Genomic DNA, 15,902 nt, shown 5'->3' on the forward strand with positions numbered 1-15,902 from the left:
CAGAACGCTTTTTGGCCGGCGCGGCTGCAACGGCTTTCCGCTGGTCCGCTGGTCGATATGGCGCCGCAAGGAACGGCGGTGTGGCTCGATGGCGGTCACAATGCATCGGCAGGGCAGGCACTCGCGCAGGCGATCCCGCACATCGGCCACGAAGGTGGTTTGACGCTGATCCTGGGCATGCTGGCGAACAAGGATCCGCGCGGCTTCCTCGAACCGCTCGCGCCGTTCGTCGGTCGCCTCATCGCCGTTCCGGTGCCGGATCACGCCTGCCACGCGCCCGAAGACCTCGCGAGCGTCGCTTGCAGCCTCGGCATCCAAGTGCACGCCGTTGCTCCAGACGTTGCCGCTGCGATGCGGCAGTTGGCTGCTGGAGCCGGGCACCCGCGCGTCCACACGGTGCTGATTGCCGGATCGCTCTATCTCGCGGGCGATGTTCTCCGGCGCAACGACGAAGCACCGAGCTGACGCAACTTTTGCGATTGACTTGCAATAGCGAGTTGTAGAGGCTGCGCGAATGAACAGGAGTCGTTCGCGATGACCACCAGCACCTTGTCGTCTGTCCTACCCCATCACGCGCCTGCGTGCCCGAACGCCAAGATTGCTCTGTTCGCGATCCGCCGCATGGGCGCGAACGGATTGGCGGACGCGCGCGCCGCCTACGCACTCTTCACCGCGTTCGGCGAAGGATTTCGTCGTCCGCTGGTGCTCGTGCGCGCGATGATGGCGGAGATCGCGGCGGAGTCTTCGATGCCCGTCGCGATCGCGCCGTGCTGCTGCAATCGGGTGACCGCGTCCGAACACGCGCTGCTCACCATCCTGGCGCGCGTGGAGACAGCGACCGATCAGGCGCGGTTGCTGATGCAGGACATGCTCGGCCATCGCCGCGCCGACGGCGTGCTCGCGACAGCGGCCGCACTCGCTGCCGCATTCGCCGACGAAGGGCGACCGATTACCGCGTGACGCTCACGCCGACGCGCCGTCGCGCGCGTCGCCCGGACCCTCGATGCCAGCGCTGCCGACCGAGCGATCGATCAGGCCCGTGCGGCTCATCCACCAGAACAGCACCACGCCCGGCAGCGCCAAGATGGTGGTCAGCACGTAAAAGTTGAAATAGCCGAGCTGTTCGACCAGTGCGCCCGCCGTCGTTCCGGTCAGCACGCGTCCGAGCACGCTGGTCGCCGCCGAGATGAGCGCATACTGCGCGGCGGTGAAGCGTAGGTCGGTCAGCGCGGAGAAATACGCCACCAGCGTCACGCCCCCGATCCCGCTCGCGATATTCTCGAACCCGATCGCGCCTGCCATGCCGACGTTACTGTGCCCGGCGGCGGCGAGGAACGCGAACGACAGGTTGCTGACCGCCATCAGCAACAGGCTGAGCAGCACGGAGCGCTTCAACCCCATGCGGGCATAAAGTACGCCACCGATGAAGATACCGACCAGATATGCCCAGAAACCGATCCCGACGTCGTAGAAAGCGATCTCGTCATTGCTGAAACGCAGGTCGTCAAACAGCAGACGAAACGTGAGATTGGCGAGCGTATCGCCGACCTTGTGGATCAGGATGAAGACGAGCACCAGCCAGGCGCCACGGCGCGTGAAGAACTCCGCGAACGGCTGCCATACGGCTTGTACCGCGGTGCCGAGACCGCGGCGTTCGGCGGGTTCGCGCCGCCGCGCTGGTTCACCCAGCAGCAGTCCGGCCAGCATCGCAGGCAGCGCGAGCGTCGCGCAGGCGAGATAGGCGGCCGACCAGCCGTAGCGCGCTGCGACGACGAGCGCGATCGCCCCCGCGCCCGCGGAGCCGATCCTCCAGCCATATTGGCTCATGCCCGAGCCGACGCCCAATTGGCGCGGCTCGAGTATCTCGATGCGATAGGCGTCGATGACGATGTCGAAGGTCGCGCCCGCGATTCCGACGAGGATCGCGGCCGTCGCGGTCGCCGATATCGAGGCGCGCGGATCGACAAAGGCGAGGTGCGCCACCGCCGCGATCACCAGCGCGCCCGCGAACACGAGCCACGACACGCGCTGCCCCAGCCGCCCGAGCACCGGCAATCGCACGCCGTCGACCAGCCATGCCCACAGGAACTTGAGATTATAGACCAGGAAAGCGAGGCTGAAGGCGGTGACGGTTTTCTTGTCGATCCCCGCCTGCGACAAACGCGTCGTCAGCGTCGCGGCGATCATCGAGTAAGGAAAGCCGGAGGAGATGCCGAGCGCCAGTGCAGCGAGCGGCGCGCGTTCGGCATAGGGCTTGACCCCGTCCCACCACGTGCGATGCTGCGTATCCGTCATTCCTGGCGACACCGCCATCACCTTGCTCCCGCGCCAAGTCGCGTCGACCCTAGCGGGAAAACGGGGCGACGGAAGCCATCAACGCGCTGACGCGAACGGCTTAAACGCGTTGTGTCTGTCCTTGCGCTTCGATCGGACGAATGCCCGACCTCAACCAATCGGGACGAACAATTCGAACCCCTGCGGCAGGCGCCTGGTGCGACGCCCCGCCTTCACCGCGTCCACCGCCTCGATCGCCTGCAACAAGTCGCGTTCCATATATGGCTTGGCGAGGAAGCCGATCGCGAGCGCTCGCGCCTCGGGCGGGCAAGTGCCGGTGACGAACATCACGGGAACGGCGCGCTCCGCGGCGATCCTTGCGACCTCGATGCCGCTGCCGTCCGCCAGCCGTACGTCCGCCAGGACGAGATCGACCCCAGCGGCTTGACGCTCGATCACCGCACGCGCGTCAGCGACACGATCGACGGTCGCAAGCACTTCATAGCCATGCTCGCGCAGCATGTGTTCGGTGTCGAAGGCGACCAGCGGCTCATCCTCCACCACAAGAAGACGGGTAATCAGCCGCTGCTTACGCCCGAACAACATGCATCCGCCTTCATCGTTACGGTGGCACAACGCAAAAGGATGATTTCGGTCGCAAATATTTGACAGTGCGTGATCGAGCGGCGCTAAGGCGGGCACATGGCCGAGGAACCTGCCCAGCATCGTATCGCCAAACTGCTAGCCCGGGCCGGTGTCGCGTCGCGTCGCGATGTCGAGCGGATGATCGCGGACGGTCGCATTTCATTGAACGGCACGGTAATCGACACGCCGGCGACGCTGCTCGAGACGCTGGAAGGCGTGACGGTAGACGGCGAGCCGGTCGCTCCGGCCGAGCCCACCCGGTTGTTTCTGTTTCACAAGCCGGCGGGCTATCTGACCGCGGCGCGCGATCCGGCTGGCCGACCGACGATCTACGATCGCCTGCCCGCGGATCTGCCGCGGCTGGTGCCGGTCGGCCGGCTCGACCTCAATACCGAGGGCCTGCTGCTGATGACGACCGACGGCGAGTTCAAGCGCCAGCTCGAGCTGCCCTCGACTGGCGTCGAGCGCGCTTACCGCGCCCGCGCTTACGGCGAGGTGACGCAGGCGCAGCTGGAAGAGTTGATCGACGGGGTCGAGATCGAAGGCGTGCGTTACGGCAGCATCGACGCCAATCTGGAGCGTCGGACCGGCGCCAACGTGTGGGTCGAGATGATACTGACCGAGGGCAAGAACCGCGAGGTGCGCCGCGTGCTCGAATATTTGGGCCTGCAGGTCAGCCGCCTGATCCGCACGCGCTACGGCCCCTTCGTGCTGGGCGACCTGCCCGTCGGCGGGATCGGCGAGGTCCGGGGTGCCGACCTTGTCGCCTTTCGCCAATCGCTCAAGGCGGGAAGCAAGGGCAAGGCGGATCGCGAGACGACCATTTCTGCCACCGCACTGCGACGCGGGACGGTGACGCGACCCTCCCCGCCCGCCGTCCGCAGCGACGGCGAACGAGCAGGCGCGCGAAGCAGCGCAGCGAGTGATACCAGCTACGACCCTGCCACCGCCGATCGCCGACCGCGGCTGTCCGAACCGGACCGCCGTATGCGGAGAGGACCGAGCGTGTCGATCAGAGCCGGCGCCGGAACTGGCCAGCGCAACGGCGCGGATGCACCTTCCCGTCCGTCTTTGAAGGGCACAGATCAGGGGCTGCGGACTGCCACAAAGCCTCCCCGCGCTGGCGGAGCCGAAGGTCGTCGCGACGCTCACGGCGACGTTCACTCTCAGACCAAACGTGCTGCGTTCGGCAACGACAACACACGGGAACAACGCGGCCGACCGGATGCACGCGGCACCCGCGGCGCGACTTCTGAACAACCTCGCGATGATAGCACCCCACGCCCCGCCAAGCTTCAGCGCAAGCCGGGTTGGGCTAAGCCGAAGCCAAAGACGGGTCCAGGTACGCGAAAGCCGCGCGCGTGAGGATCATCGCCGGCGAATGGCGCGGTCGCGCGCTCGTCGCACCCAAGGGTGACACGACGCGGCCCACCGCCGACCGTACACGCGAAGCCTTGTTCTCGATGCTGGCGAGCAGGGTTGGCAGTTTCGACGGCCTGTCGGTTGCGGACCTGTTCGCCGGATCGGGCGCGCTGGGGCTGGAGGCATTGTCGCGCGGCGCCGCATCCTGCCTATTCGTCGAGCAGGACCGAGCCGCGCTCGATGCGCTGCGCGCCAACGTGGCGACGTTTGCCGCAGAAAGCCGGGTCACGGTGCGCGCAGGCTCAGTTTTAGCCCTCGGTCCAGCACCCGCCCCGCTCGACGTGGTGATGATGGACCCGCCCTATGCATCGGGCGCGGGAGCGGTCGCGGCCGACAAGCTGGCGCGGCTCGGCTGGATCGGTCCCGCCACCTGGCTGACGATCGAGACCGGGAGGGGCGAGGCAGTCGAGCTGGCCGGCTACAGCGTCGATGCCGAGCGACAATACGGTCGTGCGCGACTGACGATCCTGCGCCGCGAGGGCTGACCCTTAGCCGGTGGAGATCGGCACCATCGTGCGACTACCGGCCTCGCGCATCAGCAGCAGCGCGACGAGGCTGAGGAGCGACAAGGCGGCGAGATAGCCGCCGACCAGCAACAGGCCGCCGCGTTCGACCAGCGCCTGCGCCGCAACCGGCGTCAATCCGCCGCCGATGATCCCCGCCATGTTGAACGACAGGCTGACCCCGGTGTAGCGCACACGCGCCGGGAAAAGCCCGGGCAGCCACGCCCCGAGCGGACCGTAGACGAACCCCATCACGAACAGCGCGAAGGCGAGGCTCGCGAACATCGCGGTGATCGATCCCGAACCCAGCCCGGGCACCAGCAGGAAACCCGCCACGACCGCGCCGGCGCATCCCCAGGCAAGCACGTGTCCCGGCGTCGTGCGATCCGCCCACATGCCTGATAAGGCGATTCCAATCGCCATGAACAGGATTGCGGCGAGCTGCAGGCCAAGGAACAGCTGCGTGTTCACACCGAGGATCTTGGTCGCATAGCCGAGCGCAAAGGCGGTCGCGATATAATAGACCGCGAAGCACGCGACGGCACCGAAGGTGCCGCCGAGCGTGCGGCGCCAGTGGTGCCGCAGCAGCTCGCCCATCGGCACCGATGGCGGCGGTCCTTCCTCCATCATCGCCGCGAACGCGGGCGTCTCGCTGATCTTGAGCCTGACCCAAAGCCCCAGCCCGACCAGCACCACCGACAGGAGGAACGGCACGCGCCATCCCCACGCCAGGAATTGCGACGGTGTCATCACCAGACCTAGGATCAGGAACAGCCCGTTGGCGGCGATGAAGCCGACCGGCGCGCCGAGCTGAGGCACCATGCCGTAGCGCCCGCGCTTGCCCGCTGGTGCATTCTCAACCGCCAGCAGTGCCGCACCGCCCCACTCACCGCCCAATCCGAACCCTTGCCCGAACCGAAGCACGCACAGCAGGATCGGCGCCAGCAACCCCGCTGTCGCATAGGTCGGCAGAAAAGCGATTGCGAGCGTCGAGCCGCCCATCAGCATCAGGCTTGCGACCAGTGTCGACTTGCGCCCGATGCGATCGCCGTAATGGCCGAACGCCCAGGCACCGACCGGACGCGCGAAAAAGGCGACCGCCAAGCTGGCATAAGAGGCGAGCAACTGGATCGATGCGTTGCCCGAGGGAAAGAACAATTGCCCGAACACAAGCGAAGCGGCGGTCGCGTAGATGTAGAAATCGTAGAATTCGACCGAAGTGCCGACCAAGCTGGCAAGCAGAACGCGGCGGTGGGATGCTGACTGCGGCATGCCGTGTCATCGGGCAGCGTCGCTGCTTGCGTCAACGCGCAAGATGCCGCCGCCGTTACCAAATCGCGCTCGCCTGCAACATCCGCGCAACACATGGACGATAATGAGAGCGACGCGGCGCTTTTCTCCCCTGTTGGGCGTCGCGCGGATCGGACAATCCCCCTCGTCCGATTCCTTCCCTGGACTACGGGGCGGTCCGACACGGGCCGCCCCGGCTTTTACCGGGTCTGACCGCGGCGGGGATCAAAAGGCGCCGCTCTCCACCAATTGCAGCAGCAGCCAATAGAGCGTGCCCGAGAGCAGCATCGCGACCGGCAATGTCATGATCCAGGCGGCGGCCAGCTGGATCAACGTACGGCGCTGCAATCCCATCCCGCTCGCCGCCGAGGCGCCCGCGACCCCCGACGACAGGATGTGCGTGGTCGACACCGGGAGGCCGAAGCGGTCGGCGGCGAGGATCGTGCCCGCGGCGACCAGTTCGGCAGAGGCGCCCATGCCATAGGTCATGTGCTGCTTGCCGATCTTCTCCCCCACCGTGACGACGATCCGCTTCCACCCGATCATCGTGCCGAGCCCGAGCGCGAGCGCGACCGCAACCTTGACCCACAACGGAATGTAGCGCGTGCCGGCCTCCAGCCGCGACTGATAATCCTGCAGCCGCTTGGTCTCGCCCGCGGAGAACCCATGCCTGTCCGCACCCTTGGCGATTATGCGCGTCGCATCGAGCACCAGATACATGTCGTTGCGCAAGTTAGGGGTCGCCTGGGCCGGCACGCGGTCGAGCGAGCCGTAGCCGGCAACGCGCGCCGCGACGTCGCGCGACACCGCAACCGCAGCGCCGTAAGCCGCGGGCGTTTCGACGCGGCGGTGCGACAGCGCGTCGACCAGCGCGGGGCGCGCCCGCTCCAGCGCGACGGCAGCAGCGCCGTGGCGCGCCAACACCTGCGCGGCAGCTTCAGCACTGGCGTAGAAAGCGGGCGTCTCGCTGGCAGGCAATGTACGATTGAGCGCGTAGGCGGTCGGGGCGCAGCCGATCAGAATCAGCATGATCAATCCCATGCCCTTTTGCCCGTCGTTGGAGCCGTGGCTGAATGACACGGCGGTGCAGGTGAATACCAGCAAGGCGCGGATGCCGCGCGGCGGCGGCGCGTTGCCCTCGGGTGCCTGCATCAGCGCCGGGCTGCGCGCCGTGGTGCGCAGCACGAGCAACAACAGCGCGGCGGCGACGAAGCCGATCACCGGTGCCATCAGCAGACCCGACAACACCTTGGTCGCCTGACTCCAGTCGACGCCCGACGTTCCGCTGGCCCCACGGTGAAGCAGTTGATTGGCGAGCCCGACGCCCAGCACCGACCCGATCAGCGTGTGACTGGAGGAGTTGGGCAGGCCGACGTACCAGGTGGCAAGGTTCCACATCACTGCGGCGAGCAGGAGCGCGAAGATCATCGCGAAGCCCGCGCCCGACCCGACGTTCAGGATCAGGTCGACCGGCAGCAGCGTCACGATCGAGTAGGCGACCGCCCCCGACGACAGCATGACGCCCAGGAAGTTGAAGAACCCCGACCACATGACCGCCAGGTTGGCGGGCATCGAGTTGGTGTAGATGATCGTCGCGACCGCGTTGGCGGTATCGTGGAAGCCGTTGACGAACTCGAACCCCAGCGCGATCAGCAGCGCGAGCCCGAGGAACAGGAACACGCCGGTGGCGAGCTGTTCACCCACCTGCTGCGTGTCCAAAAACACGCTGACCCCGGCGTAGGCGAATCCCGCGATGACCAATGCGGCGAATACGACGCGCGCCATCGGGTGAGCGGGCCTGTCGAGCTCCACCGCGCGCGAGCGCTGCGGAGACTCGGGCGAGGCGAGGACGGTGCTTGCCATAAGCTACCTCCTGTTCCCTGCCCGTGACGATTTGATGACACGGGCTGGAACTGCCTCGAAGCGGGACGAGGGCAGAGCGCGTATCGGGGTGGTGCGCTCAGCCAGACGCTCACGAAGATCGGCTGATCGGCATGACAGGCCGTGGCGCCTCGTTCCGGCTTCGTTCCCGCGGATTGCACCGCACCGCAACCCTGCCTACGTGGACCGGGTGACCGACACGCAGATTGCCCAGCCGCCGTATCTCTCCACCCTCAACGCGCCGCAGCGCGACGCGGTGCTGACCACCGATGGTCCCGTCCTCGTCCTGGCAGGCGCCGGAACCGGCAAGACCGCGGCGCTGACCGCGCGCCTCGCGCACCTGCTCTACACTCGCCGCGCGTGGCCGTCAGAAATCCTGGCGGTCACCTTCACCAACAAGGCCGCGCGCGAGATGCGCGAGCGCGTCGGGCGGCTCGTCGGTGAGGCAGTCGAGGGTATGCCTTGGCTGGGAACATTTCATGCGATCGGCGCTAAGATGCTGCGGCGACACGCCGAACTGGTCGGGCTGCAATCCAATTTCACGATTCTCGATACCGACGACCAGCTACGATTGCTCAAGCAATTGATCGTCGCCGCCGACATCGACGAGAAGCGTTTCCCGGCACGTAGCCTCGCCGGGTTGATCGACGAGTGGAAAAACAAGGGGCTGACTCCGCGCGACGTCGATGCGAGCGAGAGCGAGCGCTATGCCAACGGACGCGGCGGTGAGCTGTACGAGCAATATCAGGCCCGGCTCCGGTCAGTGAACGCCTGCGACTTCGGCGATCTGCTACTCCACGTGCTCACCATCCTGAAGAGCAATCGCGAGGTGCTGGAGCAGTACCAGCAACGCTTCCGCTACATCATGGTGGACGAGTATCAGGACACCAACTCGGTCCAGTACCTATGGCTGCGGCTGCTCGCGCAGGAGCGGCGCAACATTTGCTGTGTCGGCGACGACGATCAGTCGATCTACTCCTGGCGCGGCGCGCAGGTGGAGAACATCCTCAAGTTCGAGAAGGACTTTCCCGGCGCCAAGGTGATCCGGCTGGAACAGAATTACCGCTCGACGCCGCACATCCTCGGCGCCGCATCGGGCGTAATCGCCAACAATGGCGGGCGGCTTGGCAAGCAGCTGTGGACCGAGCTCGACGCTGGCGAGAAGGTGCGCGTCATCGGCGTGTGGGACGGACCCGAGGAAGCGCGCCGCGTGTCGGACGAGGTCGAGACGTGCCAGCGCGCCGGCAAATCACTCGACGACGTCGCCATCCTCGTGCGCGCGCAGCACCAGACGCGTGAATTCGAGGACCGCTTCATCTCGGTCGGGCTGCCCTATCGCATCGTCGGCGGCTTTCGCTTCTACGAGCGTGCCGAGATCCGCGATGCGCTCGCTTACCTGCGCATCGTCAACCAGCCCGCCGACGACCTCGCGTTCGAGCGGATCGTCAACGTGCCCAAGCGCGGGCTGGGCGACAAGGCGGTGGCGAAGCTGCACCAGCTAGCCCGCGCGGAAGGGTTGCCGCTGAGCCTTGCCGCGGCGCGCATCCTCGACAGCGACGAGCTGACGCCGCAGGCGCGCAAGTCGCTCGGCCGCTTCGTCGGAGACGTCGCGCGCTGGCGCGACATGGTGCGCGACCTGCCCCATCCCGAACTCGCGCGGCAGCTGCTCGACGAGAGCGGCTATACCGCGATGCTGCAAGCCGAGAAGACGACCGAAGCCGCCGGGCGGCTGGAGAATTTGTCCGAACTCGTCCGCGCGATGGAGGAATATGAGAACCTCGGCGCGTTCCTGGAGCACGTCAGCCTCGTCATGGACAACGAGGCGACGCGCGAGGACCCGAAGATCACGATCATGACGATTCACGCCGCCAAGGGGCTGGAATATGACACCGTGTTCCTGGTGGGCTGGGAAGAAGGATTATTCCCGTCGCAGCGCGCGCTGGACGAAGGCGGCACGCGCAGCCTGGAGGAGGAGCGTCGTCTCGCCTACGTCGCGATCACCCGCGCGCGCCGCCGCGCGGTAATTTTCCACGCCGCCAATCGCCGCATCTACGGGCAATGGACTAGCTCGATTCCCTCGCGCTTCGTCGGCGAACTGCCGGCCGATCACATCGACAGCGAGACGACGATGTCGGGCGGCGAGAGCCTGTGGCGCGCCAACTGGACCGAGCGCGCCGATCCCTTCGCTGACGTGTCGCGCGGGACCGGGCGCGGTCCGGGCTGGCAGCGCGCGGCGGGTACGCTGGGTGCGAAGCCGGGTGGCGAGTGGACCAGTCGTACCTTCACGCGCGAGCCGACGCGCGTGGTCGAGAGCCGCGCGAGCGCGGTCAGCATCGGCAACAAGGGACGCGGCGACCTGTCGCTCGGTCAGCGCGTTTTCCACCAGAAATTCGGTTACGGCGCGATCGCCGAGATCGAGGGCAACAAGCTCGAGATCGATTTCGAGCAGGCGGGGCGCAAGCGCGTGATGGACACATTCGTGACGATCACCTGACCGCGCCGAGTGATGCCGATCCGGCCTTTATCTTCAACCCGAGCAGCCCTTCCTGCCATACCGGCGTTGTCGCGGGTGGAGGTGCCGCATGTCCGAGACTGCCGAGAAAACTGACCCGAAGCTGTGGGAAAAGGTGAAGGACGAGATCACCGCCGGCGCGAGGGGCGGGAAAAAGGGGCAATGGTCCGCGCGCAAGGCGCAGATGGCGGTGCAGGAGTATAAGAAACGCGGTGGCGGCTACGTCGGCGAGCAGGACGAGCACAACTCTCTGCACGAATGGACCGAGGAAGACTGGGGCACCAAGTCAGGCAAGGAAAGCGGCGAGACGGGCGAGCGCTACCTGCCCAAGAAAGCGCGCGAGAAGCTGAGCGACGAGGAATACAAGCGGACGACCGCTAAGAAGCGCGCGGACACGAAGAAGGGCAAGCAATTCTCCGCGCAGCCCAAGGACGTCGCCGACAAGACGCGCTCGGCACGCGACCACCGGACCAAGGACGAGCTTTACGCCGAGGCGAAGAAGCGCGACATTCCCGGCCGATCGAAGATGAGCAAGGACGAGTTGCTCAAGGCGCTCGCCTGACGCGAACGGCGCCGCTCGCCCATAGTGCCCACCAGATGATGAGCGGCTGCAGCGCCAATCGCGGCACGTGGTACCAGATCGGCAGGCCGTTGCCGTGCGACAGGTCGTTGATTGCGTGCTGGACGTTGGCGGGCCAGACGCACAGAGCGTAGGCGGCGAGTGCCCAGCCAGCCGACTTGCGCCATCGTGGAAAGACGAGCGCCGCTGCTCCTGCCAGTTCGCACAGGCCGGTCACCAGCACGACGAGGCGCGGTTGCGGCACCCAGGCGGGAACGATCCGCACCATTGCCTGCGTGAAATAGAGGTGCCCGAGACCCGCCAACGCGTAGAAGGCGATCAGCAGCCACCGCCCGGTCCGCTGCACGCGCGTGTCGATCACTGCTCGATCGCGAGCAGTGTCACTCCGTCGTATTTGGCATCCTTGGGCTCGAACAGATCGCTGGCGGTGAAGCGCCGCGGGGTCACACGCAAGCCGGTGAGGCCGCTCAGCTTGAAAGCACCGATCTTCGGTTCGCGCGGCGGCTGTCCGTCGCGATCGAGCGTCAGCGCGTCGAGGTAGATCTCACCGTGCTTGGTGTACACGATGTGCGGGGCGAGCGTCACCGAGCCCCGATTGTAGCTCGCCGCAATCGCCTGCTGCTTCACAATAGCTTCGAACACGAGCGGCATCGTATCCGGAACGGTCGCAGCAGGGCGATCCTCACTGATGGTCAACGTCATTCACCTGTCTTAGCCACACACGCTGCGGTGCAGCAAGAACGTGCGGCGAAACGACGGGTTTCCCGTCATTCGCCGCACGCTTTACTCACTTGGCGTCGGGCGTGCCCATCAGCTTCTGCGCGAAATAAGTCATCTGCAACGCGTTCAATCGCGCGCCCTGTTCGATGTCGGCGTCACCGGAATGACCGCCCGCGGTATCCTCGTAGAACAGGTACGGCAGGCCGTATTCCTTGAGGCGGGCAGCGAACTTGCGCGCGTGCTGCGGCCCGACACGGTCGTCCTTGGTCGTCGTCCAGATATACGGCTCGGGATAGTTCACCCCGCGCTTGATGTTCTGATACGGCGAGATCTTTTCGAGGAACGCGCGCTCTTCGGGCACGCTGACCGAGCCATATTCGTCGACCCACGACGCGCCGGCGGCGATCTGCTCGTACCGGATCATGTCGAGCAACGGGACCTGGATCGTCACCGCCTTCCACATATCGGGGTGCTGGTTAAATTCGACCCCCATCAGCAATCCGCCGTTCGAACCGCCGTAGATGCCGAGCTTGGCCGGGCTGGTCAGCTTTCGCGTGAACAGGTCGCGGGCGACGGCGGCGAAATCGTCGTAGATGATCTGCCGCTTGGTCTTGCGTCCCGCGTCGTGCCATGCAGGACCGAACTCGCCGCCACCGCGAATGTTGGCGAGCACATAGGCGCCGCCGCGCTCCAGCCACAGCTTGCCCGTCAGCGCGGCGTAGCTGGGCGTCATCGACGACTGGAACCCGCCGTACGCGGTCATCAGCGTCGGCGTGCTGCCGTCGAGCGGTGCATTCTTAGCGTGCACGACGAAGTACGGAATCTTCGTTCCGTCGCTCGACACCGCTTCGAACTGTTCCGACACCAGCCCCGCGGCATCGAAGCGCGCGGGCAGCGCCTTGACCTGCTGCGGCGCAGCCGTGCCGCCGGCCGAGACCGACCACAAGGTTGTCGGCGCGAGGAAGCTGGTCACGGTCAGATAGGCGTCGTCGCTGTGATCGGTCGCGCTCGCGACACCGATCGAGGCATTGTCGGGCAGCGACAGTTGGCGCTGCGTCCACCCGCCCGCACCGTGCGTAAAGACGACCGCGCGGCCACGCACATTGTCGTACACGCTGGCGATCACGTGATTGCGCGTCGTCGTCACACGGTCGACCGACTGGCGGGCGTTCGGTGCGAAGACGAGCGTTGGCGTGAAGCGTCCCTTCACCACCTCTGCCAGCGGCGCGGACGCGATCGCGCCGGCCGGTATGGCGCCCCAGGGATCGCTCGTCTCGAAGATGACCTGACCGTCGACCATCCCGCTGGGGAAGGTGCGCGCGGGCACGTCGAGCTTCACCAGCTTGCCGTCGTGCTCGACCAGCGTTTCGCCACCGAAGAAGGTCGGGCGGCGCTGCACCATGACGACGCGGTTGCCCGTGCCATCCTCCATCACCATGCCATAGGTGCCGAGCTGGTCCTCCGGCTTGCCGCGGTACACCTCTTCGGCCTGCGACAACGGCTGGCCGCGTCGCACCCGCTTGACGACGAAGGGATAGCCCGAGCCGGTCATCGTGCCTGCGCCCCAGTCGCGCGATACGAGCAGCGTGTCGGCGTCGATCCAGTCAGCACCCTGCTTGGAAGTCGGCAGGTTGAAGCCGTTCGCGACGAACGCACCGCTGTCGAGGTCGAACTCGCGGTAGGTCACCGCATCCTCGCCGCCCTCTGACAAAGCGACGAGGCAGCGCCGCTCGTCGGGTTCGAGGCAGGTCAGCCCCTTCCACACCCATTTCTTGTTCTCGGCACGGCTGAGCGCGTCGAGATCGAGCGCCACCGTCCACGCGGGGGCCTCAGCGGCATAGCCCTGCTTGCTGGTCCAGCGCAGCACGCCCTGCGGGTGCTCGGCATCGCGCCAGAAATTGTAGATGCGACCGTGCAGCTGCATCGGCATCGCGATGCGGTCCTTCGCCGACGCGATCGCCAGCGCCTCGGCGTAGAATTGCTTGTAGCGCGGATCGTTCTGCAGCCGCGGCAGCGTGCGGGCGTTTTCCGCCGCGACCCAGGCGAGCGGTTTCGCGCCGTCCTTGTCCTCGAGCCATAAATACGGGTCCGCAGCATCAGCGGGGGCGGCGGGAGCCGCGGTCTTGATATTCATCGGCTTGTTGTGGGTGCCCGCTTGGGCGCCTGCAACCAGGGCGAGCGCAATCAGGATCATCAGTTGCTCCGTACAGCTTGGCACCCTTGTGACGCTGCGGCATGGGCAACACAATGGATAGTGAACGCGACGCTTCGCCGAACGCCGATGGATTGCCGACGCCGCGGCGGTTCGCCGCCATTGCCGCGCTGTGTTTCGGGACCGCGCTGGTCATCATCGACGGGGGTGTCGCCAACGTCGCGCTGCCGACGATCGCGCGTGATCTGCGGGTGAGTTCAAGCTCGGTGGTGTCGATCGTCACCGTGTATCAGTTGATGCTGGTCATGCTGATGCTGCCGTTCGCCGGTTTGGGAGAGCGGATCGGCTTGAAGCGGATGTACCAGGTGGGGCAGATGATCTTCACCGTCGCGACGCTGCTGTGCTTCTTTGCCAAGAGCCTGCCGTTCCTGCTCGTCGTGCGCGCCGCGCAGGCGATCGGCGCTGCGGGTGCGCTGGCGGTGGCGAGTGCGCTGATCCGGCAGACTTACCCGGCAAAGCAGCTCGGGCGCGGGCTCGGTATCAATTCGGTGATCGTGTCGAGCTCGGCGGCGGCGGCACCGACGATCGGTGGCCTCGTGCTGGCGGTCGCGCCATGGCCGTGGGTGTTCGCGAGCGCCATTCCGTTCGCAATCGGCTCGCTGGTGCTCGGCCGTGCGTTGCCAGATCCGCCCGCGCGCGACAGTCGCTTTGACCTCGCCGGTGCGGTCATGTGCGCGGCGATGTTCGGGCTGGTGATCGGCGGGCTGGAGAGCGCGGTGCACGGCGACAGCCCGGTGGTGTCGAGCGCGATCGTGCTGCTGGGTGTCACTGTCGGCGTCTATTTCGTACGCCGCGAGCGGGGCACGGAGAACCCGATCCTGCCGATCGACCTGCTCGGCCGTCCGGTGATCGCGCTGTCGGCGCTGGGCGCGTTCACCGCGTTCACCGCGTCGATGACGCTGCTCTTGTCGACCCCGTTCCGGCTGACGCACGCCTACGGCTTCTCGGCCGCGGAGGTCGGCGCCGCGATCGCACCGTGGCCGCTCACCAACATGATCGTCGCGCCGCTCGCAGGCTGGCTGTCCGACCGGGTGCCGGCCGGACTTCTTGGCGGGATCGGCATGGCGATCTCGATCACCGCGCTGGCGCTGATCGCTTATGTGCCGGCCGACCCGAGCTATTTCGACATTGCGTGGCGGATGGCGCTGTGCGGATCGGGGTTCGGCACCTTTCTGCCACCCAATGCGCGGCTCATCATCGGCTCCGCCCCGCGTGAGCGCGCGGCCGCGGCGGGCGGGCTGGTCAGCACGGTCCGGCTAGTTGGGCAGACGACGGGCGCGACGCTGGTGGCGGCGCTGCTCGCCTTCGGTGTCGGCGCGAGCAGCACGCCCCCGCTGGTCGCAGCCGGACTGGCGCTGGTCGCGGGGCTATGCAGCCTGGCGAGGCTGCGGCCGTCGATTCGCAACCCGCAGCGTGCCGAGACGCAGGACGTGCAGCCCGCCTCTCCGGTACGCTGAGGTCAGCCGCCGCGGCTAGCGACGAAGGCGAGCCAGAGCCAGCCCGCGATCAGCAGCGCGCCGCCGACCGGCGTGATCGCGCCGAACCAGCGCGGTGCGCCCAGCGCCATCAGGTATAAGGTACCGGCAAACACTGCCGCACCGCCGACGAACAGCCAGGCGGGTGCGCGCGCATCGAACCGCAGCGCCACCAGCGCGGCGAGAGCGTGGATCAGCTGATACTGCCCGCCCGTTTTCAGCCATTCCGCGGCGACACCGCTCGCGCCGTGCGCGCCGAATGCCCCGGCACCGACGGCAAGCGCCCCCGACAGCGCGGCAAGCAACATCAGCAGGTTCACGTCGTCACCCCCGTCCCCGGATTGATCGGCGGCGCGTCACGCGAGGCTTCGGTGATGATCACGTCGCG

At 66.7% G+C, this 15,902-nt stretch carries 14 protein-coding genes and 1 pseudogene; 7 read left to right on the forward strand and 8 right to left on the reverse strand.

Going from position 1 to position 15,902, the window contains the following annotated elements; genetic code table 11:
- Positions 1-465: pseudogene (locus QZ847_RS12865) on the forward strand (bifunctional folylpolyglutamate synthase/dihydrofolate synthase); the annotation flags it as partial.
- 69 nt (positions 466-534) lie between these two features.
- Positions 535-960, forward strand: coding sequence for a DUF6628 family protein (locus QZ847_RS12870; RefSeq protein WP_294357060.1), 426 nt, complete (start codon positions 535-537; stop codon positions 958-960).
- A 3-nt stretch (positions 961-963) separates the two neighbouring features.
- On the opposite strand, the gene QZ847_RS12875 is transcribed toward QZ847_RS12870, so the two are convergent.
- Positions 964-2,295 (reverse strand): MFS transporter, encoded by a 1,332-nt coding sequence (locus QZ847_RS12875; RefSeq protein ID WP_294357078.1) that lies wholly within the window; start codon positions 2,293-2,295, stop codon positions 964-966.
- A 150-nt stretch (positions 2,296-2,445) separates the two neighbouring features.
- Complete coding sequence (locus QZ847_RS12880) at positions 2,446-2,880, reverse strand: response regulator (protein ID WP_294357062.1); 435 nt, start codon at positions 2,878-2,880, stop codon at positions 2,446-2,448.
- Positions 2,881-2,976: 96 nt separating this feature from the next.
- Here QZ847_RS12880 and QZ847_RS12885 point away from each other — a divergent pair, with 96 nt between their 5' ends.
- Together QZ847_RS12885 and rsmD are read left to right on the forward strand one after the other, a co-directional pair.
- On the forward strand, positions 2,977-4,284 hold the full coding sequence (locus QZ847_RS12885; RefSeq protein ID WP_294357064.1) for a pseudouridine synthase: 1,308 nt from the start codon (positions 2,977-2,979) through the stop codon (positions 4,282-4,284).
- Positions 4,281-4,826, forward strand: coding sequence for a 16S rRNA (guanine(966)-N(2))-methyltransferase RsmD (rsmD, locus tag QZ847_RS12890; RefSeq protein ID WP_294357066.1), 546 nt, complete (start codon positions 4,281-4,283; stop codon positions 4,824-4,826). Before QZ847_RS12885 ends, rsmD begins: the two co-directional genes overlap by 4 nt.
- A gap of 3 nt (positions 4,827-4,829) precedes the next feature.
- Here the strand turns inward: rsmD and QZ847_RS12895 are convergent, their stop codons facing one another.
- Complete coding sequence (locus QZ847_RS12895) at positions 4,830-6,116, reverse strand: MFS transporter (protein WP_294357068.1); 1,287 nt, start codon at positions 6,114-6,116, stop codon at positions 4,830-4,832.
- A 243-nt stretch (positions 6,117-6,359) separates the two neighbouring features.
- A complete protein-coding gene (locus tag QZ847_RS12900) occupies positions 6,360-7,997 on the reverse strand; it encodes an inorganic phosphate transporter (RefSeq protein ID WP_294357070.1) in 1,638 nt (545 codons plus the stop codon).
- A gap of 199 nt (positions 7,998-8,196) precedes the next feature.
- On the opposite strand from QZ847_RS12900, the gene QZ847_RS12905 reads away from it, so the two are divergent.
- Entirely contained in the window at positions 8,197-10,509 is a 2,313-nt protein-coding gene (locus tag QZ847_RS12905) for an ATP-dependent helicase (protein ID WP_294357071.1), read from the forward strand.
- A gap of 88 nt (positions 10,510-10,597) precedes the next feature.
- Positions 10,598-11,089 (forward strand): hypothetical protein, encoded by a 492-nt coding sequence (locus QZ847_RS12910; protein ID WP_294357073.1) that lies wholly within the window; start codon positions 10,598-10,600, stop codon positions 11,087-11,089.
- Here QZ847_RS12910 and QZ847_RS12915 read toward each other — a convergent pair.
- The 3 genes from QZ847_RS12915 to QZ847_RS12925 all read right to left on the reverse strand — a co-directional run bounded on the left by QZ847_RS12915 (position 11,073) and on the right by QZ847_RS12925 (position 14,021).
- On the reverse strand, positions 11,073-11,468 hold the full coding sequence (locus QZ847_RS12915; protein WP_294191283.1) for a DoxX family protein: 396 nt from the start codon (positions 11,466-11,468) through the stop codon (positions 11,073-11,075). The genes QZ847_RS12910 and QZ847_RS12915 overlap by 17 nt on opposite strands.
- Entirely contained in the window at positions 11,465-11,758 is a 294-nt protein-coding gene (locus QZ847_RS12920; protein WP_294357079.1) for a hypothetical protein, read from the reverse strand. The genes QZ847_RS12915 and QZ847_RS12920 overlap by 4 nt, the downstream gene beginning before the upstream one ends.
- A 136-nt stretch (positions 11,759-11,894) precedes the next feature.
- A complete protein-coding gene (locus QZ847_RS12925; RefSeq protein WP_294357074.1) occupies positions 11,895-14,021 on the reverse strand; it encodes a prolyl oligopeptidase family serine peptidase in 2,127 nt (708 codons plus the stop codon).
- Between the two features lie 53 nt (positions 14,022-14,074).
- Between QZ847_RS12925 and QZ847_RS12930 the strand changes: the two genes are divergently transcribed.
- Entirely contained in the window at positions 14,075-15,496 is a 1,422-nt protein-coding gene (locus tag QZ847_RS12930; protein WP_294357076.1) for an MFS transporter, read from the forward strand.
- 2 nt (positions 15,497-15,498) lie between these two features.
- On the opposite strand, the gene QZ847_RS12935 is transcribed toward QZ847_RS12930, so the two are convergent.
- Entirely contained in the window at positions 15,499-15,822 is a 324-nt protein-coding gene (locus QZ847_RS12935; RefSeq protein WP_294357081.1) for a DUF423 domain-containing protein, read from the reverse strand.
- Between the last annotated feature and the right edge of the window lie 80 nt (positions 15,823-15,902).

Source organism: uncultured Sphingomonas sp. (assembly GCF_913778135.1).
GTDB lineage: Bacteria > Pseudomonadota > Alphaproteobacteria > Sphingomonadales > Sphingomonadaceae > Sphingomonas.

Bases quoted from the DNA above. Each gene is read 5' to 3' on its own strand.
- QZ847_RS12930 (WP_294357076.1), top strand. From the start codon at position 14,075: ATGGATAGTGAACGCGACGCTTCGCCGAACGCCGATGGATTGCCGACG.
- QZ847_RS12925 (WP_294357074.1), bottom strand. From the start codon at position 14,021: ATGATCCTGATTGCGCTCGCCCTGGTTGCAGGCGCCCAAGCGGGCACC.
- QZ847_RS12880 (WP_294357062.1), bottom strand. From the start codon at position 2,880: ATGTTGTTCGGGCGTAAGCAGCGGCTGATTACCCGTCTTCTTGTGGTG.
- QZ847_RS12895 (WP_294357068.1), bottom strand. From the start codon at position 6,116: ATGCCGCAGTCAGCATCCCACCGCCGCGTTCTGCTTGCCAGCTTGGTC.
- QZ847_RS12935 (WP_294357081.1), bottom strand. From the start codon at position 15,822: ATGTTGCTTGCCGCGCTGTCGGGGGCGCTTGCCGTCGGTGCCGGGGCA.
- QZ847_RS12910 (WP_294357073.1), top strand. From the start codon at position 10,598: ATGTCCGAGACTGCCGAGAAAACTGACCCGAAGCTGTGGGAAAAGGTG.
- QZ847_RS12920 (WP_294357079.1), bottom strand. From the start codon at position 11,758: ATGCCGCTCGTGTTCGAAGCTATTGTGAAGCAGCAGGCGATTGCGGCG.
- QZ847_RS12900 (WP_294357070.1), bottom strand. From the start codon at position 7,997: ATGGCAAGCACCGTCCTCGCCTCGCCCGAGTCTCCGCAGCGCTCGCGC.
- QZ847_RS12870 (WP_294357060.1), top strand. From the start codon at position 535: ATGACCACCAGCACCTTGTCGTCTGTCCTACCCCATCACGCGCCTGCG.
- QZ847_RS12885 (WP_294357064.1), top strand. From the start codon at position 2,977: ATGGCCGAGGAACCTGCCCAGCATCGTATCGCCAAACTGCTAGCCCGG.
- QZ847_RS12875 (WP_294357078.1), bottom strand. From the start codon at position 2,295: ATGACGGATACGCAGCATCGCACGTGGTGGGACGGGGTCAAGCCCTAT.